General features: G+C 70.6%; 19 protein-coding genes. 6 read left to right on the top strand and 13 right to left on the bottom strand.

The annotated features are described in order from the left end of the window. Positions 1–73: 73 nt before the first annotated feature. Positions 74–727, top strand: a complete 654-nt coding sequence (gene msrA, locus G5C66_RS10260; protein WP_165110853.1) for a peptide-methionine (S)-S-oxide reductase MsrA — start codon at positions 74–76, stop codon at positions 725–727. Positions 728–729: 2 nt separating this feature from the next. Here the strand turns inward: msrA and G5C66_RS10255 are convergent, their stop codons facing one another. Together G5C66_RS10255 and G5C66_RS10250 are read right to left on the bottom strand one after the other, a co-directional pair. Beyond that, complete coding sequence (locus G5C66_RS10255; RefSeq protein ID WP_165110852.1) at positions 730–1,221, bottom strand: GNAT family N-acetyltransferase; 492 nt, start codon at positions 1,219–1,221, stop codon at positions 730–732. Beyond that, entirely contained in the window at positions 1,221–1,760 is a 540-nt protein-coding gene (locus tag G5C66_RS10250; RefSeq protein WP_165110851.1) for a DinB family protein, read from the bottom strand. Before G5C66_RS10250 ends, G5C66_RS10255 begins: the two co-directional genes overlap by 1 nt. Before the next feature lie 76 nt (positions 1,761–1,836). Here G5C66_RS10250 and G5C66_RS10245 point away from each other — a divergent pair, with 76 nt between their 5' ends. Both G5C66_RS10245 and G5C66_RS10240 read left to right on the top strand, forming a co-directional pair. Then, the gene (locus tag G5C66_RS10245) at positions 1,837–2,922 is read left to right on the top strand and encodes an NAD(P)H-dependent amine dehydrogenase family protein (RefSeq protein ID WP_165110850.1); all 1,086 of its coding nucleotides are present in this window, start codon (positions 1,837–1,839) and stop codon (positions 2,920–2,922) included. Between the two features lie 180 nt (positions 2,923–3,102). After that, positions 3,103–3,906 carry an SDR family oxidoreductase gene (locus G5C66_RS10240; protein WP_165110849.1) on the top strand — a complete coding sequence of 268 codons (804 nt, stop codon included), beginning with the start codon at positions 3,103–3,105 and terminating at the stop codon, positions 3,904–3,906. On the opposite strand, the gene G5C66_RS26770 is transcribed toward G5C66_RS10240, so the two are convergent. From G5C66_RS26770 to G5C66_RS10210, 6 genes are all read right to left on the bottom strand, one after another. Further along, positions 3,903–4,919 (bottom strand): GNAT family N-acetyltransferase, encoded by a 1,017-nt coding sequence (locus G5C66_RS26770; protein WP_338144132.1) that lies wholly within the window; start codon positions 4,917–4,919, stop codon positions 3,903–3,905. The genes G5C66_RS10240 and G5C66_RS26770 overlap by 4 nt on opposite strands. 23 nt (positions 4,920–4,942) lie before the next feature. Further along, complete coding sequence (locus G5C66_RS10230) at positions 4,943–5,566, bottom strand: YigZ family protein (RefSeq protein ID WP_165110847.1); 624 nt, start codon at positions 5,564–5,566, stop codon at positions 4,943–4,945. Then, complete coding sequence (locus G5C66_RS10225; RefSeq protein WP_165110846.1) at positions 5,566–6,345, bottom strand: TSUP family transporter; 780 nt, start codon at positions 6,343–6,345, stop codon at positions 5,566–5,568. Before G5C66_RS10225 ends, G5C66_RS10230 begins: the two co-directional genes overlap by 1 nt. A 49-nt stretch (positions 6,346–6,394) precedes the next feature. Beyond that, a complete protein-coding gene (locus G5C66_RS10220) occupies positions 6,395–8,410 on the bottom strand; it encodes a vWA domain-containing protein (protein ID WP_165110845.1) in 2,016 nt (671 codons plus the stop codon). Between the two features lie 107 nt (positions 8,411–8,517). Then, entirely contained in the window at positions 8,518–9,921 is a 1,404-nt protein-coding gene (locus tag G5C66_RS10215) for an AAA family ATPase (protein ID WP_165110844.1), read from the bottom strand. After that, positions 9,918–12,713, bottom strand: coding sequence for a BTAD domain-containing putative transcriptional regulator (locus G5C66_RS10210; RefSeq protein ID WP_165110843.1), 2,796 nt, complete (start codon positions 12,711–12,713; stop codon positions 9,918–9,920). Before G5C66_RS10210 ends, G5C66_RS10215 begins: the two co-directional genes overlap by 4 nt. Before the next feature lie 173 nt (positions 12,714–12,886). Here G5C66_RS10210 and G5C66_RS10205 point away from each other — a divergent pair, with 173 nt between their 5' ends. Both G5C66_RS10205 and G5C66_RS10200 read left to right on the top strand, forming a co-directional pair. Further along, positions 12,887–13,315, top strand: a complete 429-nt coding sequence (locus tag G5C66_RS10205; RefSeq protein WP_165110842.1) for a YchJ family protein — start codon at positions 12,887–12,889, stop codon at positions 13,313–13,315. Between the two features lie 96 nt (positions 13,316–13,411). Then, on the top strand, positions 13,412–15,031 hold the full coding sequence (locus G5C66_RS10200; RefSeq protein ID WP_165110841.1) for a histidine kinase: 1,620 nt from the start codon (positions 13,412–13,414) through the stop codon (positions 15,029–15,031). Between the two features lie 7 nt (positions 15,032–15,038). On the opposite strand, the gene G5C66_RS10195 is transcribed toward G5C66_RS10200, so the two are convergent. From G5C66_RS10195 to G5C66_RS10180, 4 genes are read right to left on the bottom strand one after another with little or no spacing between them, the layout of a single operon-like run. Further along, on the bottom strand, positions 15,039–15,701 hold the full coding sequence (locus G5C66_RS10195) for a response regulator (RefSeq protein WP_165110840.1): 663 nt from the start codon (positions 15,699–15,701) through the stop codon (positions 15,039–15,041). After that, positions 15,695–19,138, bottom strand: a complete 3,444-nt coding sequence (gene cydD / locus G5C66_RS10190) for a thiol reductant ABC exporter subunit CydD (RefSeq protein WP_165110839.1) — start codon at positions 19,136–19,138, stop codon at positions 15,695–15,697. Before cydD ends, G5C66_RS10195 begins: the two co-directional genes overlap by 7 nt. A gap of 14 nt (positions 19,139–19,152) precedes the next feature. After that, on the bottom strand, positions 19,153–20,154 hold the full coding sequence (cydB, locus tag G5C66_RS10185; RefSeq protein WP_165110838.1) for a cytochrome d ubiquinol oxidase subunit II: 1,002 nt from the start codon (positions 20,152–20,154) through the stop codon (positions 19,153–19,155). Between the two features lie 10 nt (positions 20,155–20,164). Further along, entirely contained in the window at positions 20,165–21,634 is a 1,470-nt protein-coding gene (locus tag G5C66_RS10180) for a cytochrome ubiquinol oxidase subunit I (RefSeq protein ID WP_165110837.1), read from the bottom strand. A 446-nt stretch (positions 21,635–22,080) separates the two neighbouring features. Here G5C66_RS10180 and G5C66_RS10175 point away from each other — a divergent pair, with 446 nt between their 5' ends. After that, positions 22,081–24,654: a LuxR C-terminal-related transcriptional regulator gene (locus tag G5C66_RS10175; RefSeq protein WP_165110836.1), complete on the top strand. Its 2,574-nt coding sequence runs from the start codon at positions 22,081–22,083 to the stop codon at positions 24,652–24,654. Here G5C66_RS10175 and G5C66_RS10170 read toward each other — a convergent pair. Next, positions 24,606–24,971 carry a hypothetical protein gene (locus G5C66_RS10170; protein ID WP_165110835.1) on the bottom strand — a complete coding sequence of 122 codons (366 nt, stop codon included), beginning with the start codon at positions 24,969–24,971 and terminating at the stop codon, positions 24,606–24,608. The two genes, G5C66_RS10175 and G5C66_RS10170, sit on opposite strands and share 49 nt — an antisense overlap. Positions 24,972–25,015 lie beyond the last annotated feature (44 nt).

Below are 25,015 nucleotides of genomic sequence, written 5' to 3'. Positions count from 1 at the left end.
GGACCATCCGGGAACGTTCGCGCATCGAACTGTGTTGGACACTGGTAGCAACCCTGACTTTCTGGAGGCACTCATGTTCGGCCGACCGACTCAGCTCTTCCCCGAGGACCGCACCCTCGTCGGGCGCGACCAGGCGCTCTTCGAGCTGCCCGCCAAGCACCGGGTCCTCGGCACTCCCCTGCTCGCCTCCCCCGAGGACGGGACCGCCCCGGAGGGGGCCGAGGTGGCGTACTTCGGTCTCGGCTGTTTCTGGGGTGCGGAGGAGATCTTCTGGCAGACGCCGGGGGTCTACACGACGGCTGTCGGGTATCAGGGCGGCACGACCGCCAACCCGACGTACGAGGAGGTCTGCAGCGGTCAGACCAACCACACCGAGGCGGTCCGCGTCGTCTTCGACCCGACGGTGGTGTCCTACGCCGACCTGGTCAAGAAGTTCTTCGAGGTCCACGACCCGACGCAGGGGATGCGGCAGGGCAACGATGTCGGCACCCAGTACCGCTCGGCGCTCTACTACGTCTCCGACGCGCAGCGGGAGACCGCCGAGGAGCTGACCAAGATCTACGGCGCCGAGATCGCTCGACGTGGGTACGGTGAGATCACCACCGAGATCCGCGAGGTGCCGACCTTCTACGCCGCCGAGCCGGCGCACCAGCAGTACCTCGACCGCGTGCCCAACGGCTACCGCTGCCACGCGAACACGGGCATCCCCTTCCCCGCGACCGCCTGACCTCAGGTCAGCGGCAGGTACATCACGTGGAGGCCGACCCGGCCATGCGACCTCGAGTCGAACGCGTCCGGGACGGTCCCGATGATCTGGAAGCCGAGCGACTTCCACAGACGTACGGCGGTGGTGTTGGTCTCCACGACGGCGTTGAACTGGATGCCGTGGAAGCCGTTGTCCTTGTGCCACTGCACGCAGTAGTCGCCGAGGGCGCGGCCGACGCCCTTGCCGCGGGCGTCCGAGGAGACCATGAACGAGGCGGTGCCGATGTGGCTGCCGCGGCCCGGGCGGTTGGGGCCCATCTTGGCGCTGCCCAGGATCTTCTCGTCCGGGCCATCGCCCTCGACCGCGACGACGACGTGGTCGTACATCCACATCTCTCGGGCCTCGTCCGAGGTGGCCCCCAGTGGATAGGCGTAGGTCTCCCCCGCCTCCACGATCTCGGACCAGAAGGGGTAGATCTGCGGCCAGTCCTCGGCCGTCGCTTCACGGATCTGCATCAGATGTCCGTCTTTCCGTCGATGGCCTCGCGCATGAGGTCGGCGTGGCCGCAGTGGCGGGCGTACTCCTCGATCATGTGGACCAGGATCCAGCGCAGGCTGATCTCCTGACCGTCGCGGCTCCTGCCGGCCGCGATGTGGTCGAGAGACCCGGCGGCGCCGGTGAGCTCGTCGGAGCGCGCGATCGCGTGGCGGAGCAGGGTACGCAGCTCCTCGGGGTCGTCCGCGGCAGCGCTGTTGAAGTCCCAGTCCGGGTCGTCGTCCCAGGGAGCCGTGTCGAACGGCGAGACCACGGCGTTGCCGGCCAGGCGTACGCCGAACCAGACGTCCTCCACATACGCCATGTGTTTGAGGATCCCGGCCAGGGTCATGCTCGTGGGCGGGAACGGGCGGTTGAGCTGCTCGTGGTCGAGGCCCGCCGTCTGCCGGAGCAGGGTCGCGCGGTAGAAGTCGAGGAACGAGCGCAGGGTCGTCGACTCGTCCGCGACGAACGGGGCGCCGGTCGGATGGCGCGTGTCCTCGAAGAGTGCCTCGGTCATGGGCGCCAACGTAATGGCCCGCAGTTTCCTCGGCGAACCACTTTCCCAAGACTGAAACGCGTTCTAGATTTGGCTCATGCCTCAGCCTCTCAGAGTCGTCGTCTGGTCCACCGGGACGGTGGGACGTCATGCCATCGCGGGAGTCGATGCCCATCCCGACCTGGAGCTGGTCGGGGTCTGGACGTCGACGCCGGCGAAGGCCGGGATCGACGCCGGGGAGCTGGCAGGCCTGGGGCGGACGCTGGGGGTCGTCGCCACCACGTCGCGTGACGAGCTGCTCGCGCTCGCCCCGGACTGCGTCGTCCATGCGGCGATGACCGACGACCGGGTGTTCGAGGCGATCTCGGACCTCACCGAACTGATCCGTGACGGCGTCAACGTCGTCTCCTCCGGACCGGTCATCCTCGTCCATCCGCAGGGGACGCTGCCGGACGAGATGATCGAGCGCATCCATGCGGCCGGGCGCGAGGGCGGCGCCTCGCTGCACGTCAACGGCATCGACCCCGGCTTCGCCAACGACGTCCTGCCGCTCGCGATGACGTCGCTGTCGCAGCGGATCGACCACATCAAGGTGTCGGAGATCGCCGACTACTCGACGTACTACCAGCCCGTGGTTATGAAGGACCTCTTCGGCTTCGGCGGCTCGCTGGAGGACAAGCCGTTCCTGTGGGAGCCGGGCGTCTTGAGCACCGCCTGGGGCCCGGTCGTCCGGGTGCTCGCCGCCGGTCTCGGGGTGACCCTGGACGAGCCGCTGGTGGAGAGTGTCGAGCGCCGTCCGGCGGCCAAGGACACCTCGACGGTGTCGGTGGACATCGCCGAAGGCACCCAGGGCTCCGTACGTTTCACCATCACCGGCACCGTCGACGGCATCCCTCGCATCACCCTGGAGCACGTGACCCGCACCGACGCCGGGTCCGATCCCGACTGGCCGGCCCCCGCGACGGGTGACGGCTGCTACCGCGTCGAGATCACCGGAGAGCCATCGATGACCGTCGAGTTCAGCCACCACGGCGAGCACGGCGACCACAACGTCTCCGGGATGATCGTCACCGCCCAGCGCCTCGTCAACGCCATCCCCGCCGTCGTCGCCGCCTCCCCCGGCCTCGTCTCCCCTCTCGATCTCCCGCTGATCACCGGCCGCGGCCTCGTATCCACCGAATAGGTGGTTGTGGGCGCCGAAACTGCAGTTCTGGCGGGCCGAAACTGCAGATATGGCGAGCGAGTCGGCGGTTCTGGCGATCGCCACAACGGCCGACTCGGCGCCCATAACTGCGGTCTCGGCCTCCACTTCTACAGATTCGGCCCGCCACTTCTACAGATTCGGCATGACTGAGGAGAAAACATGAGCATTCTTGATCGATTCACACTGACCGACCATGTGGCCGTGGTGACCGGGGCGGGGCGCGGGATCGGCGCGGCGACGGCAGTGGCGCTGGCGGAGGCCGGTGCGGACGTGGTGATCGCGTCGCGGACCGAGCGCCAGCTTGAGGCGGTCGCAGAGAGGGTCGAGGCGGCGGGGCGGCGGGCGCTCGTGGTGCCGGCGGACCTGGCGGACACGGCGGTGACGGCGGGGCTGGCGGAGCAGGCGTACGCGGAGTTCGGGCGCCTCGACATCGTGGTCAACAACGTCGGCGGGACGATCCCCAACACCTTCCTCGACACCGACGAGGGCTATCTCGAGGAGGCCTTCCACTTCAACGTGACGACGGCGCACGCGCTGACGCGGGCGGCGGTGCCGTACCTGGTGAAGAGCCCGGACGGGCAGCAGTCGGTGGTGTCGATCAGCTCGATGATGGGACGGACCGCCGGGCGCGGCTATCTCGCCTACGGCACCGCGAAAGCCGCGCTGGCGCACTGGACCCGGCTCGCCGCGACCGACCTGGCGCCGAGGATCCGGGTGAACGGGATCTTCGTCGGGTCGGTGCTGACCAGCGCGCTCGAGTTCGTGGCGGGCGACGAGACGATGCGCGGCGAGATCGAGGCGAAGACCCCGCTCGGCCGGATCGGGGAGGCCGAGGACATCGCCGCCGCGGTGGTCTACCTGACCTCGCGGGCCGGGCAGTTCGTCACCGGGAAGCTGCTCGAGGTCGACGGCGGCACCGAGGCACCGACCCTCGACCTCAAGCTCCCCGACGTGGGTGCCTAGACAGTGACGTCCTTGTGCCAGGACTCGGTGACGTAGTCGGTCACCCAGCCCATCGACTTGTAGAGCCCGTCGGCCCCGGTGGGGCTGTCGGCGTCGACCTCGAGCGAGACCCGGTCACGGCCGCGCTCGATCGCATCGCCGATCACGGCGTGAAGCAGCCCCTTGGCCACCCCGCGACCGCGGGCGTTGCGGTTGACGCCGATGTATTCGACGTACGTCCCCTCGACCCCGGCCGCGTTGGCGGGCAGCACCGAGGCGACCAGCGAGCCGGCGGGCAGCTCGCCCTCCGGTGTGTCGACATAGGCGAGCCACCAGTGGTCCCAGCGGTGACCCGGATCCTCGCGAAGGCGCTGCACGAACTCCGGGAAGCTCTCCCGGTAGGAGTTGAAGTGGTCCTGGAAGGACTCCTCCAGGGTCTGGTGGACCGTCTGCAGGTCGGCCGCGACGGGCATGCCGTTCTCGTGGGTCTCGACCGGCCGGATGGTCACCCCTTCGCGCAGGGGAGGCACCGTCTCGTCGGGCAGGACCGGCCGGCTCATGTGCAGCCAGGTGCGCATGTTGGTGAACCCCGCCGCCGCGAGCCACTCGCGCTGCACGGTGTCGTCGGCGAACGGGCTGGCGTCCAGGTGGGACTCGGTGATGCCACGCAGCTCGGCCATCGCCCGGGCCTGCTCCTCGAGCCAGGCGTAGAGCCCGGCCGCGACCTCGGCGGCCTGGGTGATGGTGCGGTCGACGTAGAGGTAGACGAGCGTACGTCCGGCCGCACGGTCGTGGGCGATCGCCCAGGCCCGGATGTCGCCGTCCGGGTCGACCGCGACGAGCTGCTGACGGGTCCAGGAAGCGGGGCCCGCGATCTCGCCGGTGATGGCGTCGGCGTCGACCTTTCCGGACCCCTCGAACGGGGTCTTGTCGGCTGCTCGGAGCCTCAGCAGTGCGGGCAGATCGTCGAGGTCGGGGACCTTCGTCGTCCATCCGGCAGGGAGTTCCACGGGCGTCTCGCTATGGTCGCTCACCTGGCCCATTCTCCCAAACAGGCCTACCGGTCGACCCAGTGGTCCACACCGGGCACCAGAACGGAGCCGCCGGCGGTGAGCTCCGCGACCAGCGTCTGGAGGCGTTTCTCCTCCGCCGGAGGAGCCCCGATCCGCAGGGTCACGGCGGCACCGTAGGCGGTGTCGAGGACGGTCACCCCGGAGGATCGCAGGTCGGTCTCGAGGCGGCCGGCGGCGTCGTACGGAACCTCGATCGCATACTCCCGGACCAGCTCTCGCCGCAGCGTCCCGACCTCGTCCAGCGCGGCCCGGACGGCGTCGGAGTAGGCCCGGACGAGGCCACCCGCGCCGAGCAGCGTCCCGCCGAACCAGCGGGTCACCACGGCGACCGTGTCCGACACCCCGGCGCCGCGGAGCACCTCGAGCATCGGGGCACCCGCGGTGCCAGCCGGCTCGCCGTCGTCGTTGGAGCGCTCGACCGGCTGAGGTGGCGGGCCGATCCGGAACGCCGAGCAGGTGTGCCGGGCATCCCAGTGCTGCTTGCGCAGCCGCTCGACGACCGCCCGCGCGTCTTCCTCGTTCTCGACCCCGACGAGCGTGCACAGGAACCGGGACCGCTTCTCCTCGATCTCGGCGTGGCCGTCGCGGGCGATGGTCAGGTAGTGCATCACCAGACCCCGAGAACGCTGCCGCCGATGCGGATGATGAACCCCGCGACCACGACGATGAAGAAGACGCGTACGAAACCGGCGCCCTTCGCCACCGCCGTCCGCGCTCCGAGGTAGCCGCCGATCAGGTTGCACACGCCCATCACCAGGCCGGTCTTCCACAGCACCGCGCCCTGCGGGACGAAGACGACGAGAGCGGCCAGGTTGGTGGCGACGTTGGCCATCTTCGCCTTCGCGCTCGCCTCCAGGAAGGAGTAGCCGAGCAGGCCGACCAGCCCGATCACCAGGAAGCTCCCGGTCCCGGGGCCGAGGGCACCGTCGTAGAAGCCGACCGCGAACCCGACCACCATCGCGCCGATCACGTGCCGGTGATCGTCGAACTTCAGCGCGGTCGCCTCCCCGAGCGACGGCTTGAACAACACCCACGCCCCCACCAGGATCAGCGCGACCAGCACGATCGGCTCGAAGACCTTCTCAGGCAGGTACGACGCCACCCCCGCCCCCAACGCTGACCCGACGAACGCCAGGATCATGAGCGGAATGAACGTCTTCGGATCGGGCCCCACGCGTCGGTAGTAGGTCGCCGCGCTGATCGAGGTGCCGAAGACCGAGGCCAGCTTGTTGGTCGCCAGGATCTGCACCGGCGCAGCGCCGGGCATGAACAACAGCAGCGCCGGGAGCTGGATCAGGCCGCCTCCCCCGACCACCGCGTCCACGTATCCGGCGGCCAGGGCCGCGAGAGCGAGAAGGGCAAGTACGTTCAGCGTCTCCTCGGGCACGAGCGCAGGCTACGCGCCCGGATGCTCACCGAGTTAACTCGGTGAGCATTCAGCCGGCCCACCAGCCGCGCCCGCCGAACGCATCGGGATATCCCCCGTAGGAGTTCGACGTACGCCGCGCCGTCCTGTCCCCCAGATACGACCCGACCACGGCCGCGCCGAGGTCGTCCAGCTCGGGCGCGACGACGCGCCCCTCGACGCGGCGGGCCATCGAGTCGATGAACCGGGCCAGGCCGGGGTCGTCGCCGAGGCGGAAGAACGTGGTCTGGGCGCCCAGGCGACGGGCGTTCTCCAGCTCGTCCACGGACCTGGCGATCGTCACCGGGTGGGGCGGGTAGGAGAACCAGACGTCTCCGCCCGGCTCCAGGTGGGCGGTGGGCTCGCCGTCGGTCACTATCAGCAGCACCGGCTGGGCGCTCGGGTGCTTGCGGAAGTGGCGGTTGGCCAGCAGCAGCGCGTGGTGCAGGTTGGTGCCCTTGTCCCAGATCGCGTCGAGGGCGGTCAGCTTCTCGATCTCCATCGTCTGGGCGTAGCGGCCGAACGAGATCAGCTGCAGGTCGTCGTTGCGGAACCGGCTCTTGATCAGAGTGTGCAGCGCGAGCGCGGTGCGCTTCATCGGCACCCACCGGCCGTCCATCGCCATCGAGAAGCTGGTGTCGACCAGGAGGGCGACCGCTGCCTGCGTACGGGCTTCCGTCTCCTGCACCTCGATATCATCGACGGTCAGCCGCACGCCGGGGCCCGAACGCCCCTCACCGACTTCCCGGATGATGGCGTTGGTGACGGTGCGAGGTACGTCCCAGGGCTCCGTGTCGCCGAAGGCCCAGGGCCGCGACGAGCCCGAGAGATCGCCGGCCGCCCCGGCGCGCTGCAGGTCGCGTTCGCCCTGCCGCCCGGAGAGCCGCTGGGCGACGTCGCGCAGCAGCGACCTCCCGAGCTGCCGCATCGCCTTCGGGGTGAGCCGGAGGTCGCCGTCGGAGCCGCGCTCGAGCTGACCGGAGTCGCGCAGCGCCTGCTCGAGCTCCTGCAGGGTGCGCGCGTCGACGGCGGCCTGGTCACCGAGCTGCCTCGAGAGCGCGTCCAAGTCGATGTCATCGAGACGCGAACCCGCGTAGGACTGCTGGAGCTGCTCGGAGAGCTGGTCGAGCTCGGCGATGTCCTGCAGCACCCCGGTGCCGTCGCCGAGGCCGAGCCCCTCGCCGCCACCGAACTCCTCGGCGCCGTACCAGTCCTCGCCAGGGCGGGCCGCCTGCAGGTTGGCGTCGAGCTGCGCCAGCTGGTCCATCAGCGCGGGCGAGCCGAACGCCTGCGCCGAGAGCTCCATCAGCTCGCGCCGTTGCTCGGGCGACATCGAGTTGAGCATCCGCTGCGCGGCCGCCGAGCGCTGCGCGAGGGTGTCGAGCAGCTCGTCGATGTTCTGCGGGTTCTCGGGGAGGTACTGGCCGTGCTTGGCCATGAACTCGTCGAAGTCCGAGTCGGTGTCCTCGCCGCGGTTGTGCTTGTCGAGCAGCGCGTTGAGGTCGCGGAGCATCTCCGCGATCGCCTCGCGGTCCTCGTCGGTGGCACCTTCGAGCGCCTGCTTCATCCCGGCGAACCGCTGGTCGAGGATCTCCCGCCCGAGCAGGTCCTTGATCTCGTCGTAGGCCTCGCGGGCCTCGCGCGAGGTCCAGTCGTAGGAGGAGAGCTCGCTCACCGCGGCGGCGGTATTGGGCGAGAGGTTGTCGATCTGCATCTCCCGGAAGGCGCGGTCACCGTCGTCCATGGTGACGTCGCGGGCGAGCTGCTTGCGCTCCTCCAGGACGGCCCTGTCCAGCAGCTCGCGCACCTGCTCGAGCGTGCCGTCGAGGTTGTGACGCTGCAGCAGCTCCCGGCGCCGCTCGGCGACCTGCCGGGCAAGGTCGTCGAGACCGCGCTGGTCCTGTCCCCCGCGCCGCAGGAACTCCCGCATCGCGCGCTCTGGCGAGTAGCCGGACATGACGTCCTCGCCGATCGCGTCCAGCGCCTCGGCGATGTCGACCGGCGGAGCGAGCGGGTCACCCCCGGCGTACTTCTTGTAGCGGCTCATCGTGGTGCTCCTCAACGCGTGTAACACGCTGTTCGTAGGTCTATCCGGTCGTTCTGATAGGGCGAGTAGTCCTGCGAACGACGTGTTACCCCCGGCTGACGGCCTCCTCAGCCGTAGATCGTCTCTCCGTCCGCCGTGTCCTTGCCGATCTTCCTCGCCAGGAACAAGCCCTCCAGGGCCAGCTCGACCGCGCTGGCGAGCTGGCCGTCGTTCTTGGGACCGCCGGTGGCCTCGTAGACGCGGTCGCCGATCTGGTCGTAGAGATCCGACTCGCCCAGGACCGGGAGGCCCTCCAGGAAGTCGCGGGCGGAGACCCTGGTGCCGGTGGTGACCATCCGGCCGTCCTCGATGGCGTCGATGAGCAGCGCGAAGTCGAGGCCGCGGAAGGTCTTGCGGACGGTCTCGGCGATGGCCGTACGCAGCAGGTGGGTGAGGATGTCGGCCTCGCGGCCCTCCTCGCCGGACTCGAACTCGATCTTGCCGGAGAGCACCTCGACGGCCGTCTCGATGTCGACGAGACGAGCGACCGCATCGGGCTCCCCCGCCACGGTGGCACGGTGGAGCGCCGACGCGGCGACGGTCTCGGCGCCGGCGATCGAGAAGCGCGCGGAGACCCCGGAACGCTGGTCGACCGCAGAGGATGCCCGCAGGTGGCGGGTGAAGACGGCGAGGATCTCGAGAAGGTGGTCCGGCACGTCGGCGACCAGCGCGGCCTCCTGCCGGATCACCGCCATCTCCGCGGCGAGCTCGCGCGGGTAGTGGGTGCGGATCTCGGCGCCGAAACGGTCCTTGAGCGGCGTGATGATCCGGCCGCGGTTGGTGTAGTCCTCCGGGTTGGCGGAGGCCACCACCAGGAGATCCAGGGGCAGCCGCAGCACGTAGCCGCGGATCTGGATGTCGCGCTCCTCCATCACGTTGAGCATCGCCACCTGGATCCGCTCGGCGAGGTCGGGCAGCTCGTTGATCGCGACGATGCCGCGGTGGGAGCGCGGGATCAGGCCGAAATGGATCGTCTCCGGGTCACCCAGCGAGCGCCCCTCGGCGACCTTCATCGGGTCGACGTCGCCGATCAGGTCGGCCACGCTCGTGTCGGGGGTGGCGAGCTTCTCCGAGTAGCGCTCGGAGCGGTGCTTCCACGCGACCGGCAACGCGTCACCGGCGGTCGCCGCCAGACGCTGGGAACCAACCGAGACCGGCTCGTAGGGGTGCTCGCCGAGCTCGGAGCCCTCGATGACCGGGGTCCACTCGTCGAGCAACCCCACCAACGTACGCAGCAGCCTGGTCTTGCCCTGGCCACGCTCGCCCAGCAGGACGATGTCGTGACCGGCGATCAGGGCACGCTCGAGCTGGGGGATGACGGTGTCCTCCAGCCCGTGCAGCCCGGGCCAGGGGTCCTCTCCGGCTGCCAGCTTCGCCAGCAGGTTGTCGCGGATCTCCTCACGGAGCGACTTGAACGCGTGGCCGCTGGCGCGCAGCTGGCCGAGGGTGCTGATCGTGGGTGCGGCAGTCACGGACGCAACGCTACGCCGCCGCCCAACCCCTGAGCCTCCGCGGCGTCGACGTCCCGACCCGCGGATACCGAGGACTCCACGCCGGCGAGCAGCTCCTCGACCCGCTCGCGGGTGAGGGCGGTGCGGTCGAGCTCCCCCACGTCGTCGAGGATCGCGATGACCTCGTGGAGGGTCGCACGGGCCTCGGCGGCACGGCCGGTGTCGCGCTCGATCAGGGCGCGGCGTACGAGAGCGTTGGCCTCCGCCCAGCGGTTGCGCTCCTCGAGGTGGTGGGCGAGCTCCAGGCGCAGCTGGGTCTCGGCCTCGTCGTAGCGGCCCAGGCCGATCAGGGCGTCGATCATGGTCATCCGCGGCGAGGCCGAGGAGTCGACGTCGACCGGCCCGTGGCCGATCTCCTCCTCGATCAGCCGCAGGGCGTCCTCGTAGCGCTCCATCCGGACATAGACCTCTGCGAGCCCGATCAGGCTGCCGCGGGCACGGTCGTCCATCCCGGCCGCGTCCGCGACGGCGTGGGCCTCCTCGAGCACGGCGACCGCCTCGTCGAGGGAGCCGATCATGCTCAGCGCCTGGCCGCAGTTGGACAGCGCCATCTCCAGACCGGCGGCGGTCCCGGCCTCGCGGAACACCGCGGCCGCGCCCCGGAAGTCCGTGATCGCCCGGGTCAGGTCACCCGCCCGCGCCCGGCTGATCCCGGCCTGGTTGCGGATGTAGGCCGCGTCGACGTGCTCACCGGCGCGCAGCGCGGCGTCGAGGCCGAGCTCCTGGAGCGGCAAGGTCTCGGCGGGTGGGTGCCGCATCGAGAGGCTGAACATCTTGTTGACCAGCTGGTAGGCGGGACCCAGCAGCCCGGCACGCACCGCGAGGCGTACGGCGCTGCCCATGGTGATCCACTCCCGGTCGCCCCAGGCGCGGGCCTGCTGCGAGGTCGCGAAGCTCAGCGGCGTCACCCCGTCGACGACCGGGTCGAGGCTCATCAGCCGGAACGACCGGCCGTCGGCCTCGGAGGCGGCGACGAGGGAGTGGGTGTACCAGCTCACCAGCCGCAGCAGCGCCTCGCCCGACTCCTCCTCGGAGCCCATCTCCAACGCGTAGTCGCGGATCAGGTCGTGGAGCACGAAGCGGCCCGGGCGATGCTCGCGGACCAGGCTGGCGTCGACCAGCTTGTCGACCAGGCGCCGCGCGGCGCCGGTGTCGACGCCGAAGAGCGCCGCCATCGCCGGCATCCCGATCTCGTGACCCGGGCGGAGGCCGAGGAGCCGGAAGGCGCGCCGCGACTCCTCGTCGAGGGAGTCGTAGGACCAGGAGAAGACCGCCCGCAGGTCGGAGATCGGATCGAGCGGCGCCTCCAGAGCGGCCAGCCGGCTGGTCTCGCCGTCGAGCTCGGCGACCAGGTCGCTCAGGGAGAGGTCGGGGTAGCGGCTGCAGCGCTCGGCCGCGACAGCGAGCGCCAGCGGCAGGTGTCCACACCTCTCCGCCAGCGCACGTACGTCCGCGTCGTCCGCCGCCCGGTCGATGAGCCGCTGCTTGAGGAAGGCGGCCGACTCCTCCGGGGCGAGCGTGTCCAGCGCGAGCCGGCGAGCACCCTCACGGGCGGCCAGGCCACGCAGCTGGCTGCGGCTGGTCACCAGCACCAGCGAGTCACCGCCCGGCAGCAGCGGCCGCACGTGGGCCGAGTCGCGGGCGTTGTCGAGGACGAGGAGCATGCGCCGCTGCGCGAGGGTCGTACGCAGCAGTGCCGATGCCGCGTCCACCTCGGCCGGGACCGAGGCGACGTCGACGCCGAGCCCGATCAGCAGGGTCGTGAGCGCCTGCGCGTGCGACAGCGGCTCGCCCGGCCCGAAGCCGCGAAGGTCGATGAAGAGCTGACCGTCGGGGAAGTGCTCGGTCCGGCTCCGCGCCCAGTGCACCGCGAGCGCGGTCTTGCCCACCGCACCGATGCCGTGCACCGCGACCACGCTCGGCCAGCCCGCGTCGTGCGAGATGGTCACCGCGTCGAGCAGCCGGAGCTCGGCGGTGCGCCCGGAGAAGCTGGGGATGTCGGCCGGGAGCTGCCGAGGGACCATGTCCTCCTCGGAGACGCGCTGCGCGGGCACCGTCGCCTGACCCAGCGGCGGCTCGGCCTCCGGCGCGGCCGGCGAGGAACCGGCCAGCAGCCGGGTGAACGTCGAGCGCAGCTCCGCGCCGGGATCAGCGCCGAGCTCGTCGGCCAGCCGCGCCCGGACCTCCTCGTAGGCCTCCAGCGCCTCGGCCGTACGTCCCGCCGACTCGAGCGCGTCCAGGAGCACCACCCACAGCGACTCGCGCAGCGGATGGTCGCCGACCACCCGGCGCACGTCGGCGACCGCCTTCGCGGCCCGGCCGGCGGCGATGTCGAGCTCGGCGCGGCGCTCCAGCGCGGCGAGGTAGCGGTCGACCAGCCACGGACGGGTGCGCTCGGCGAGCGACTCGCCCGCGGACTCGTCGAACGGCTCGGCGCGCCACAGCGCGATGGCCTCCTCGAGCCGTTCGTAGGTCTCCGGCCCCTCGGCGGCGTCGAGCAGGTCGACGAAGGCGAGCGCGTCGACCGAGGAGCGGGGCAGGTCGAGGATGTAGCCCCCGGCGGCTCGGCGTACGACCTCCTTGCCGAGCACGCGGCGCAGCCGCCCGATGTAGGTGTGCAGGCTGCCACGCGGGTTGTCGGGGAGCTCCTCGCCCCAGATCCGGTCGGCGAGCACGTCGGCGGAGACCGGGGTGCCGGCCTCCAGGGCCAGCAGCGCCAGGAGGGTGCGCGGGCGTCGTCCCGGAATCTCCACGGGCTCGCCTGAACGCGTGACGACCAGAGGGCCCAGCAGACAGATGGTCACATCCGTCACCGAAGCACCCCCACCGTCCCGAGCCGTTCACGCCTGAGAGCCACCCCCACACAATAGTCGGGCCACTGCGGGCCCACGACTGGAATCCACCCGAACTCGTACACAATGGGATCATGTCGTCCCCCTTCGGCCGCACCTCCGCCGGACCGCCCCTGCAACAGCAGTGCCCGTGCGGCAGCGGGCAGCGCTACGCGCTGTGCTGCCACCGGCTGCACCGCGGCGGTGCCCTGGCCGAGACGCCGGAGGAGCTGATGCGCAGCCGCTATGCGGCGTACGCCCTCGGGGACTGGGACTACATCTTCCGCACCTGGCATCCGGGGACCCGCCCGGACGATCTGGGCGTGGCCGCACCGGATCCACGGATGACGTGGACGGGGCTGGAGATCGAGGGCACCGGCCTCGATGACGACACCCATGGCTGGGTGGCGTTCCGGGCGTCCTACAGCACCCCGTCGGGCGACGGCGTGCTCGCCGAGCACAGCCGGTTCGAGGTGCGTGCCGGACGGTGGCTCTACGTCGACGGCGACATCTCCGGCGAATGACCAAACGCACGCATTCGCGTGAGTTTGAGGCAGACAGTGGAGAAACTGTTGCCGATATGTGGACGCCACCCGGTCCGGCACGACAGACTCTGACGAGTGACCACCGACGCGACCGAGGACCTGACCGGTCTGGAACCATCGGCGCGCTCGCTCCTGGACGCGGTCATCGCGATGTCGAGCGAGCTCGACCTGAGCGCCATGCTGGAGCGGATCACCCGGTCCGCGTGCGAGCTCACCGGAGCCGGCTACGGCGCTCTCGGCGTCCTCGATGACGACGGTGAGCTGCAGGACCTGATCACCTACGGCTACCAGGAGGAGCCGACGCTGCAGGTCGTGGGCAAGAGCCGCGGCCGGCGCGCGCGGGCCGACGTCGACACCACGACCCCGGCCGAGGACGTCAGCGCTCCCGAGGCGCTCCGGCTGGTCGCGCCCCGGGCATCCGAGGGCGGCGGCAGTCATGCGCTGCGTACGGGCGATCCCGGCAAGCGCAAGTTCATCGAGGTGCCGCTGCGGATCAAGGACCACGACTTCGGTCACCTGCTCCTGTCCGAGAAGGTCGGCGGCGCCGAGTTCACCAGCCACGACGAGCAGCTCGTCGTGGCTCTTGCCCGTGCCGCGGGCGCCCAGATCGACAAGGTACGCGAGCTCGAGCTCAGCGAGCAGCGCCGCAAGTGGCTCGAGGCGAGCGCCGAGCTCAACCGGGCGCTGACCCCGCCGCTGGACCACACGGTCGCCCTGGAGCGGATGTGCGAGACCGCGCTGCCGCTCATGCGGGCGATCGGCGTCGGCGCCGGCACCCGCATCGAGCACGGTCTCGTCTCCGGTGTCGCCGCGGTGCCGGGCCAGGAGGAGCGTGTCCGGGCGGTGACCGAGAAGGTTCCGCTGCTGATCGACCGCCGCATCGTCGAGCCGCTCGACCTGGAGGTGGACGACCTCCATGTCGTGGTCGCTCCGGTGCGCTCCTCGCTCGCCGGCCGGGGCGCGCTGCTGGCGATCTACGACAAGGCCAGCGCCGCCCGCGACGAGCACGAGCGCGAGCTCTTCTTCGGCTTCGCCGGCCAGGCCGCCCTCGCCCTGGACCGCATCCGCGCGGTCGAGGACCGGGCCGATCTCGCCGTCATCACCGACCGCGACCGGATCGCCCGCGACCTGCACGACGTGGTCATCCAGCGCCTCTTCGCGATCGGCCTCCAGCTCGAGACCCTGGGCCGCAACCCGCAGCGGGTCGACGACCTGCCCCAGCGGCTCTCGGAGCAGGTCGACGCGCTGGACCAGACCATCAAGGACGTACGCGGCTCCATCTTCGACCTCAGCAACCACGACACCTCCTCGCTGCGGGCACAGGTGCGCGAGGTCGTCCGGGAGTACGCGGGTGTCATGGACTTCACTCCGGAGATCAAGATCACCGGGCCGGTCGACACCGCGGTGCCCGACACGGTCCGCAACCACCTGCTGCCGGTGCTGCGCGAGGCGGTCTCCAACCTCGCCCGGCACGCCCAGGCCCACAGCGCCCAGATCGAGCTCACCCTCCAGGACGGCGAGATCAAGCTGGTCGTGCGTGACGACGGCAGCGGTGTCCCCGAGGAGGCCGAGGAGAGCGGGCTGAAGAACGCCCGCTGTCGCGCGGTGCAGCTCGGCGGTCAGCTCGAGATCGGCCCGCGCTCGCCCAGCGGCACCGAGCTCGTGTGGCAGGTGCCGATCACTGCCGGGGTCTGAGCCCGGCTCAGTTCCCCTTGCGGGGGTGGAGGAGCTCCTTGGCCATCAGCGCAGCCTGCGTACGCCGCTGCACGCCGAGCTTGGCGAGGATGCTGGAGACGTAGTTCTTGACCGTCTTCTCGGCCAGGAACATGCGGCCGGCGATCTCGCGGTTGGTCAGACCCTCGCCGATGAGCGCGAGCAGGCGCTTCTCCTGAGGCGTGAGCGCCTGCATCTGCGGCGACTCACCGTCGGGGTTGCGCATCTTCTCCATGACCTTCGCGGTCATCAGCGGGTCGAGCAGCGAGCCGCCGCCGGAGACTGTGCGGATCGCCTCGACCAGGTCGTTGCCGCGGATGTCCTTGAGGACGTAGCCCTTCGCCCCGGCCATGATCGCCGAGAAGAGCGCCTCGTCGTCGTCATAGGAGGTCAGGATGAGCGCGAGCATGTCCGGGTAGGCTGCTCGGACCTCGCGGCAGACCTCGATCCCGGAGCCGTCGGGGAGGCGGGCGTCGAGCACGCAGACGTCCGGCTGGAGACGGTCGATGTCATCGCGCGCCTGGGCGGTGGTGCCGCCCTGGCCGACGACGGCGATGTCGTCATGGCTGTCGAGCAGCGTCGTCAACCCCTGACGGACGACCTCGTGGTCGTCGAGCAGGTAGACCCGGATCGTCCTCGTCTCGGTCAACACCGTCTCACTTCCCCCATTCGTTGAAGGGAGACCACGGTATCGGTCAGCCCCAGTCCGGTCGATGTGTGAGTCATCCACAGCACGGTTTTCGTGCCGCCATGCGGACCATGCGCCGTGTCGGGCTCCGTGCCAGGCTCTGCGCCGACCGCCGAGCCATCCTCCCGCGCGAGCACCTCACGCGCCAGCGACTCGGCGGTCGAGGTGTCCAGATGAGCCAAAGGTTCATCCAAAACCAGGACTTTGTGCCCTGCCAGCAGCGATCTCGCCACCGCGAGCCTGGCCCGCTCGCCACCCGAGACCTGGGCGGCGCCGTCGCCGAGCCTGGTCTGCATCCCGGCAGGAAGAGCGTCGAGCCAGTCGCCGAGATGCGCGCGCCGGAGCGCTTTCTCGACCTCGTCATCGGTGGCGGCGGGCCGCGCCAGGCGGACGTTCTCGACGAGGTTGGAGGCGAAGACGTGCGGGTCGTCGTCGACGATCCCGACGATCTTCCGTACGTCCTGAGGATCGAGGTCGCTCGTCGGCCGGCCGCCGAGCGTGATCGTGCCGGTGTCCGGGTCGAGGAAGCGCAGCAGCAGCGCGGCCAGGGTGCTCTTGCCCGAGCCGGAGGGGCCGACGATGCCGATCCTCGCGCCCGGCTCGACGTGCAGGTCGGGCACCTGGACCGCGTGGCCGTCGCCGGGGCGAGCCGTGACGCCGGTGATCGCGATCGTGGTGTCGTCGGTCGGCTCCAGCGGTTGCTCAGGGGCTTGGACCGCTGGTTTTCGGCTGGTGAGGTCGTCGAGACGCCGCTGCGCGGCCCGGGTGCGGGCCTTCGCCGCGCCGGCGTCGGCGAGCGTGGTGGCGGGCTCGGCCAGCGCGAGCGGGACGAGGGTGAGGAGAGCGAGCATCGGGCCGTCGCCGACGGTGGTGGAGGTGGCGGTCGCCGCGACCGCCGCACCAGCCGTGAGCAGCACGAGCGCCTTGGCCGCCGAGGCGGCTCCGGCTGCGGTGACGGTCGCCCTAGTGGCTGTTCGCGCGAGGTCGTCGAGCCTGCGCAGCACCGGCTCGCCGGCCTGCCACATCCGGCGCTCCGTCGCGGTCTGGGTCGCCTCGACCACCTGCTCGGACACTCTCGCCCGCACCGTGACCGAGAGGTGCTCGGCGCGTGCTGCTCCTGCGTACGCGATGCCGAAGGCAGCCCCCGCCGCCACCACCGTGGCCGCGGTGAAGGCCGCCGCGAGCGGGTCGATGAGGGCGGTGGCCAGGACCGCGAGAGCCGCCACGACGGCGTACTCCCGGACCGGCAGCCGCACCCGCAGCTCCTCGTCGAGCACGGCATCGACGTCGTCGACGACGCTCGCCAGCACATCTCCCCTTCTGCCCGGGAGAGCACCGGGCACCAGCGGCACCAGCGCGTCGTAGATCTCCACCCGCCGCCTGGCCAGCAGCCGCAGCGCGCTGTCGTGGGACCACAGCCGCTCCAGGTAGCGCAGCACCGGCCGCGCGATCCCGAACGTACGCACCCCCACCATCGCCGCCACCAGCGTCATGATCACCGGGTGGTAGGACGCCTTGATGATCAGCCATCCCGCCAGCGCCGTCAGCGCCACCCCCGACGCCCAGCTCAGCCCGCCGACCACCGCCGATCCCCACAGCGCCACCCGCGCCGAATCCTCACTTTTGGCAGCCGAATCGGGAGTTGTGGCGGGCGAATCGGCAGTTGTGGGCGACGAGACTCCACTTTCGTCCGCCATTTCTGCCGACTCGGCCACCGTTTCTGCAGTCTCGGCCGCCACTTCTACGGTTTCGGCGGAGAGGGTGATGACCTGGTCGGCGATGTCGATCAGAGCCTGGCGGTGGGCGACGAGGACGACGGCGCGGTCGCGGGCGAGGTCGGTGACCGTGTCGGCGATGATCCGCTCGGTGTCGGGGTCGAGGTGAGCGGTCGGCTCGTCGAGGAGGACCCAGGGGCGGTCGGAGAGTACGACGCGAGCCAGCGCCAGCCGGGCCCGCTCGCCCGCCGAGAGCGAGCGGCCGTCCTCGGCCAGGTCGGCGCCGAGCCCGCCGGGGAGCTCGGCGATCCGGTCGGCGAGAGCGACCCGCTTCAGCACCTGCCAGAGCTCGCTGTCGCTCGCTTCCGGCGATCCCAGGCGGAGGTTGTCGGCGATCGTCCCGTTGACGAACACCGGGCGCTGGGGAAGGTAGGCGAACTGCTGCCGCCACTCGTCCCCCGCCGTCGGGGTCTGTCCGTCGAGCTCGACGGCACCTGCGTACGTCTCGTGGAGGCCCGCGACGATCGTCAGCAGCGTCGACTTCCCGCAGCCGCTCGGGCCGACGATCGCGGTGATCCCCCGCTCCGGAACCGTCGCCGAGACCGGCGCCAGCGCGGGATGCTCGCGCTCGGGGTAGGTGACGGTGACACCGTCGACGCGGAGCGACTGTGTTGGTCTCGACACCGGCTCGCTGGCGCTCGCCGGGCTCGACCGGCGAATGCTGGTCGAGCCGCCGGAGCCGCTAGGCGGAGGCGTGTCGAGACCAACACAGTCCGCTGTCGCCTCGAGCGTGGCGGTGCCCTCGGCGGCGGCGTGGAACTCCGTCCCCACCCGACGCAGCGGCCAGTAGGCCTCGGGAGCCAGCAGCAGGACGACGAGCGCCGTCTGCAGGTCGACCGAGCCGGCGGCGAGCCGGACCCCGATGATCACGGCGACCAGCGCGACCGAGATGGTCGCGACGAGCTCGAGCACGGCCGAGGAGGCGAAGGCGATCTTCAGGGTCTCGAGGGTGCGACGGCGGTAGCTGTCGGTGATCGAGGCGATGACGCGCGACTGGGCGCGGGCCCGGCCGAAGGCGACCAGCGTCGGTAGGCCCTTCATCACGTCGAGGAAGTGGCCGGCCAAGGCCGCCATCGCCCGCCACTGGCTGGCCGCCTGGTCGCGCGTGGCGAGCCCCACGAGCACCCCGAAGATCGGGATGAGCGGCAGCGTGAGCCCCACGATGAGACCGCTGAGCGGGTCGGTCCAGGCGATCACCGCGAGCACCATGACCGGCAGCACGCAGGCGAGCACCAACGCCGGTACGTAACGCGTCAGATACGGCTCGGCGGCCGAGACCCCACGCGTGGCCAGCGCCGACAAGGAACCCGAGCGACCCGCGTGCCCGCGCAGGATCGCCCCGACCACCCGACGGCGCAGGTCCGCTCCCACGACACCGGCCGCCCGCGCGCCGGCCACGTCGGAGACCACTCCGACGAGCGCACGCCCGGCGAAGACGGCCACGACCGCCAGCGCCCACCCGCTCACCGACCCGGTGTCACGGATCGCGGAGATGAGCAGCCCGGTGACGGCGTACGTCTGGATGATCAGCAGCACCGCCCCGACCACCCCCGCCGCGACCACCGCCGCCAGCGGCCGCCGGGCCACCGTCAGCTGAGCTTGCAGTCGGGGGTCGTTCGGTCTCATCGGTGCTGGATCACTCAGTGCGCGGCGGGGATGTGGTGGATGGAGATCCGCTTGCGGAAGATCCAGTACGTCCAGGCCTGATAACCCACCACGAGCGGCGTGAACACGGCCGCGGCGACGGTCATCAGCTTCAGCGTGTAGGGCGTCGCCGAGGCGTTGGTCGTGGTCAGCGAGTTCGCGACGTCGGTGGTCGACGGCATCACGTCGGGGAAGAGCCCGACGAACAGCCCGGCCACGGCCAGCCCGATCGCGAGGAAGGTGCCGGCGAAGGCGAACCCCTCACGACCGACGTACGCAGCCCCGAGCCCGCCCACGAGCGCGAGCGCCGCCACCACGAAGATCACCGCGGTCGCCAGGTTGCCGGTGAGCGCCTGGGTCCAGACCAGGAACACGACGGCGAGCACCGCCGCCACGGCCCCGACGCGAAGCGCCAGCGCGCCAGCCCGGCCGCGGATGTCACCGTCGGTCTTAAGGGCGATGAACATGGCACCGTGGGTCACGAACAGCGAGAGCGTGACCAGCCCACCGAGGAGACCGTAGGGGTTGAGCAGGGTCATGACCGTGCCGGTGAACTCGAAGTCGGCGTCGATCGGCACCCCGCGCACGATGTTGGCGAAGGCCACACCCCACAGGAACGCCGGGACGTAGGACCCGAAGATCACCGCGCGGTCCCACCAGCCGGCCCAGGTGGCCGAGGGCCGCTGGTGGCGGTACTCGAACGCCACCCCACGCACGATCAGCGCGATCAGGATGAGGAAGAGCGGCAGGTAGAAGCCGGAGAACAACGTCGCGTACCACTCCGGGAACGCGGCGAACGTCGCTCCACCCGCGGTCAGCAGCCAGACCTCGTTGCCGTCCCAGACCGGGCCGATCGTGTTGATCATGACGCGCCGCTCGCGGTCGTCGCGAGCCAGGACGGGAAGCAGCATGCCGACGCCGAAGTCGAAGCCCTCGAGGACGAAGTAGCCGATCCACAGCACGGCGATGAGGCAGAACCAGATTGTCGTGAGTTCCATCGCAGGCTCCTCAGTACGCGAAGTTCATCGGCTCGTCGGCATCCTTCTCGGAGCCGCGCAGGGACGGTGAGGGGGGCTCCACGAACGGGTCCGGAGCCTTCTTCACGTACTTGATCAACAGGCCCACCTCGATGACGGCGAGCACTGCGTAGAGCGCGGTGAACCCGAGCAGCGACATCCACACCTCCCACGGCTCGACGCCCGGCGAGACGCCGTTGGCGGTGGTCAGCACGCCGAAGACGACCCACGGCTGGCGCCCCATCTCGGTGAAGATCCAGCCCATCGAGTTGCCCAGCAGCACCATCACCGGCGCGGAGATGGCCAGCGCCGGCAGGACCCGCCCGACGAACCCTGTCGGCGTACGTCCCCGACGGGTCAGCCACAGCACCGCCAGCCCGACGAGACCGCCGACCACGCCGAGGCCCATCATCCAGCGGAACGTCCAGTAGGTGACCGGGATGTTGGGGGTGTAGTCACCGGGCGAGTAGTAGGTCTCCCCCGGCGTCGCTCCATACGTCGAGCGGTACTTCTCCTGCAGGTCGTAGATGCCCTCGACCTTGCCGTCGAAGGTGCCGGTGCCGAGGAAGGAGAGCACGCAGGGCACCTCGAGAGCCCACTTCTCGTGCTTCCCGTCGCGGGTGCCGATGGTCAGGATCGAGAACGGCGCGCACGAGTCCGAGGTCTCCCACAGCGCCTCCGCGGCCGCCATCTTCATCGGCTGCACCTCGGTCATGATCTTGCCCTGGACGTCACCTGAGACCGCCACCCCGACGCCGGAGAAGACCATCACCCAGGCCGCGAGCACCATCCCGCGCCGATACATCGGCCGTTCGGACCCGTCGGTCCCCGGGCGGCGCATGTAGAGCCAGCCGAGGATGCCGAGCATGAAGGCGGCGGCGGTCAGGTACGCCGCGAGGATGACGTGCGGGAACGTGCCCAGCTGCACCTTGTTGAACATCACCGCCCAGAAGTCGGTGAGCTCGGCGCGGCCGGTGACCTCGTTGAACTTGTAGCCGACCGGGTGCTGCATCCAGGAGTTGGCGGCGAGGATGAACCAGGACGAGGCGAGCGTGCCGAGGTGGACGATCCACATGCACGCGTTGTGCAGCGCACGCGGCAGCTTGTCCCAGCCGAAGATCCACAGTCCGAGGAAGGTCGACTCCAGGAAGAAGGCGAGCAGCGCCTCGATCGCCAGCGGAGCCCCGAAGACGTCTCCCACGAAGCGGGAGTAGTCCGACCAGGTCATCCCGAACTGGAACTCCTGCACGATCCCGGTGACCACACCGAGCGCGAAGTTGATCAGGAAGAGCTTCGCGAAGAACTTGGTCAGCCGAAGCCACTCAGGGTTCTTCGTACGCAGCCAGATCGTCTCCAGCACGGCGACGAGCATGGTGAGTCCCACCGTGAGCGGGACGAACAGGAAGTGGTAGACGGTCACGATGCCGAACTGCCACCTGGCTAACTCCAGGACGCTGTCCACGTCGGTCACTATGTCACTGGCGTAACACGCACCTCAGCACCACCTCCCGTGAGGGGCCGTTCCTTGTGAGCCACCCCACGACGGCGGCGCGACGCCGTCTCGAAAACCATCCCGGCCGCCCTGGGCTCGAGGTCACGACCGCGGGGGGATGATCGCGACCTCGAGTCCGGGACGGCCGGGCTCTGGCCCTCGTGCCACCAGGGCCGCAACAGATGGGGGAGCTGATGCGGCGACCTGGTGGTCACTCAGTGGTGCAGGCCGAGGTGAACCTCAGCCCGTGAGATCACTATCTCATCATCCGCGGCCTGAGGTTGCGGTCGCGGGCGGACTGTTTACGTACTGTAAACAGGTAACCTGCGTATCAGTTGACCCAATACGCGGGCGATACAGCGCTCCCACAGAAAATCCGGTATGCATTTGGCTGTACCTTGAGGCTGGGGGTGGCCATGTCCGATCGCGAAGGCGTCCTCGCGCGCGTGGTGGACGAGGTCGCCGACTACGTCGGCGCGGGTCTGAGCGTGCACCTCGTCGGCCCCCGGGGATCGGGACGCAGCGAGATCTGCGCCCTGGTCGCCGACCGCCTCGAGGACGAGGGCGTCCCGGTGCTCCACGTCAGCGGCCATCGTGCCTGGCAGAACGAGCCGTTCGCCGCGCTGACCGCGGCCGGCATCGGCACCGCGACGCCGGCCGGGCCCCGCAGGACCATCGGCGAGATGACCACGGCACTGAGCAAGCAGGTCAGCAGCGGCACCGTCCTGGTGATCGACGACGCCGACGCGCTCGACACCTACTCGGTCGGCGCCCTGCGCAACATCCACCGCCAGCGACGTCTCCTCGCCGTGACCAGCAGCCGCCACCAGCACCCGGTCGCCGAGAACACGCTGATGGTCGGGATCGCCCCGTCGGTCCAGGTGCGTGCCCCCGCGCTCGAGGTCGACCAGGTGCACGAGGTGTGCCGGGAGATCCTCGGGGCTCCGGTCGAGGCCGGGTCTCTGGCTCGGATCGCGATGGCGACCGGCGGGCTGGTCGGCCTGGTCCGGGCCATCGCCACCGTCGGGCCACGGACAGGGGTGCTGGAGCAGCTCGACGGGCTGTGGCGGCTGCCGCGGCGTACGGGCTGGGCTCCTGAGCTGGCCTCGGCGGTCGAGCCGCTGGTCGCCGGGCTCGACCAGGACGCCTGGGACGGCGCGACCGCGCTCGCGGTGACGGGACCGGTGCCGCTGGACGAGGCCGAGAAGCTGCTCGAACGCACCGTGCTCGACGCCCTCTTCGCCCACGGGCTGGCGCGCCACAGCGAGGACGGACCGGGCAGCGGCGTCGTCGGCCTCTACCCTCCCCTCATCGGCGACTACCTGATCACCGAGGGCTCGGCGTTCGGGCTGGTGATCGCGCGCAACCACCTCGCCGCCGACCAGCGGCTCCTCGACTACGCCACCCACCGCCCGCGGGGCGCCGACGCCGCCCTGCTCCACCAGCGCACCCAGCGGCAGATGGCCGACGAGGTCGCCCGCGCCCGCCGCGCCTGGACCGAGACGCCGTCGGCCGAGACCGCGCTGCCGCTGCTCGTCGCGCTCCGCAACACCGCCGCGCCGCGTGACCAGATCGACGAGGTCGAGCGGCGCACCCCGCTGGCCGACACCCAGGAGTCGGCCTGGATGCTGGCCTGGTTCGCCACCTGGAAGGCGGTCGAGCTGGGCGACCTGAAGGCCGCCAAGGCCGTGCTCGACGACGGCCTCACCCGACTGCCCACCTTCGCCGCGACGCTCGAAGGCGCCCGAGCCCACCTGCAGTTCCAGACCGAGTACGTCCCCGAGCTGCCGTCGGTCGAGCCCGACCCGCGCGACGCGACCGGCGCGGAGCTGCTCGGCGTCGTCGCCGCCGAGCGCCTCCTCGCGGCCGGGATGGTCGAGCAGGCGCGCAACCTGCTGGAGAGCCAGCAGCCACAGCACCTTCACCCTGCCGGGCTGCACGCCTTCCTCGTCGGGCTGGCCGACGTGCTCGGCGGCGATCTGGAACGCGGCATCGACTTCGCCCGCGACCAGCTGCAGCGGGCCAACGAGAGCGGCGACGCGATGCTGATTCAGGCCCACGCCTATCTCTGCGTACTCGGCCTGAGCATCGCGGGCCGGCTGACCGAGGCGAGCCAGGCAGCGTTCCAGAGCCTCTCCTCCTCGAGCGTCGCCGCCTACCGCGACGTCGCCCACACCGGCATCCTGACCCTCGGCGCGGAGATCGCGATGGCGCAGGGGCGGCCGGAGTACGCCCGCAGCCTGGCCTCCCAGATCGGTGGCGCGAAGGTGGCCTTCGGCCCGTGGCCCGGCATGGTGGCCAGCATCATGGCGCCGCCCAGCGGCCGGATGCCCAGCCTCAAGGAGCTGTGCGAGCTCGTCGGCCAGCGGCTCGACGCCGGCTACGTGACGGGCGGCGTCTTCCTCGCCGTCGAGGCGGTCGAGCGCGGCGCCAACGAGAACAAGCACATCACCCGCGCCGCGAGCCTCGCGACCGGCACCGAGAGCCCGCTGCTGCACGGCATGGGCGCGTACGCAGCCGCGACCGCCGCCGGCAACATCGACGCCCTCCGCGAGGCGATCGTGACCCTCGCCGACGCCGGGGCCCTCGTCTTCGTGACCAGGGCGGCCATCACGCTGGCGATCCTGCAGCGCGAGGCGGGCGACCTCGCCGAAGCCGCCGACACCCTCGACATCGCGTGGGAGCGCTCGGAGATCTCCGGCAACCGAGCCGGTCTGTTCCGCCGCGCGGCGACCCACATCGGGCTGTCCGCGCGGGAGAGCGAGGTGCTCCGGCTGCTGCCCGACGGCCCCACGACCGCGTCCCTGGCCGCGGATCTCGAGATGAGCACCCGCACCGTCGAGACCCACCTGCACAACATCAGCCGCAAGACCGGGGTCTCCGGCCGCGAGGACCTCGCTCGGGTGGCCACCACCTGGCTCCGGCCGGCGCCGGACGGCGACTACTCCCGCGATCCCTCCGGCGACAGGCACTTCACCAACGGGTCGTAGAGCTCCTTGCTCGCCTTCTGGTCGGCCTCCGAGAGGTCCTCCGGGCTGATCTTGGAGACGTCCTCGGCCTCCACCAGCAGCCGCACCGCCTCGTCGGAGAGGTCCGACTCGTAGTAGGTCTTCGCCAGGCACGCCGACTGGTCCTCGGTCACCTGGTCACCGCTGCTCTTGGTGATCTGACCCTCGATGTCGGCGATGCTGGGACGGTCGCTGTTCTCGTTGCTGTCCTGACCACCGCCGCAGGCGGTCAGCGAGAACAGCGTGAGCAGAGAAGCCGCGGCCAGGGCCGACCGGCGCATGTGGGGGTACGCGATCATGACCCCGCATCATGGCGTACGTCACCCTCCCCCGCCAGGGGGAG

Source organism: Nocardioides turkmenicus, assembly GCF_011045035.1.
GTDB classification, from domain to species: domain Bacteria; phylum Actinomycetota; class Actinomycetes; order Propionibacteriales; family Nocardioidaceae; genus Nocardioides; species Nocardioides turkmenicus.
The sequence above is the reverse complement of the archived record's forward strand: the minus strand, read 5'-3'. Positions and strand labels throughout refer to the sequence as shown.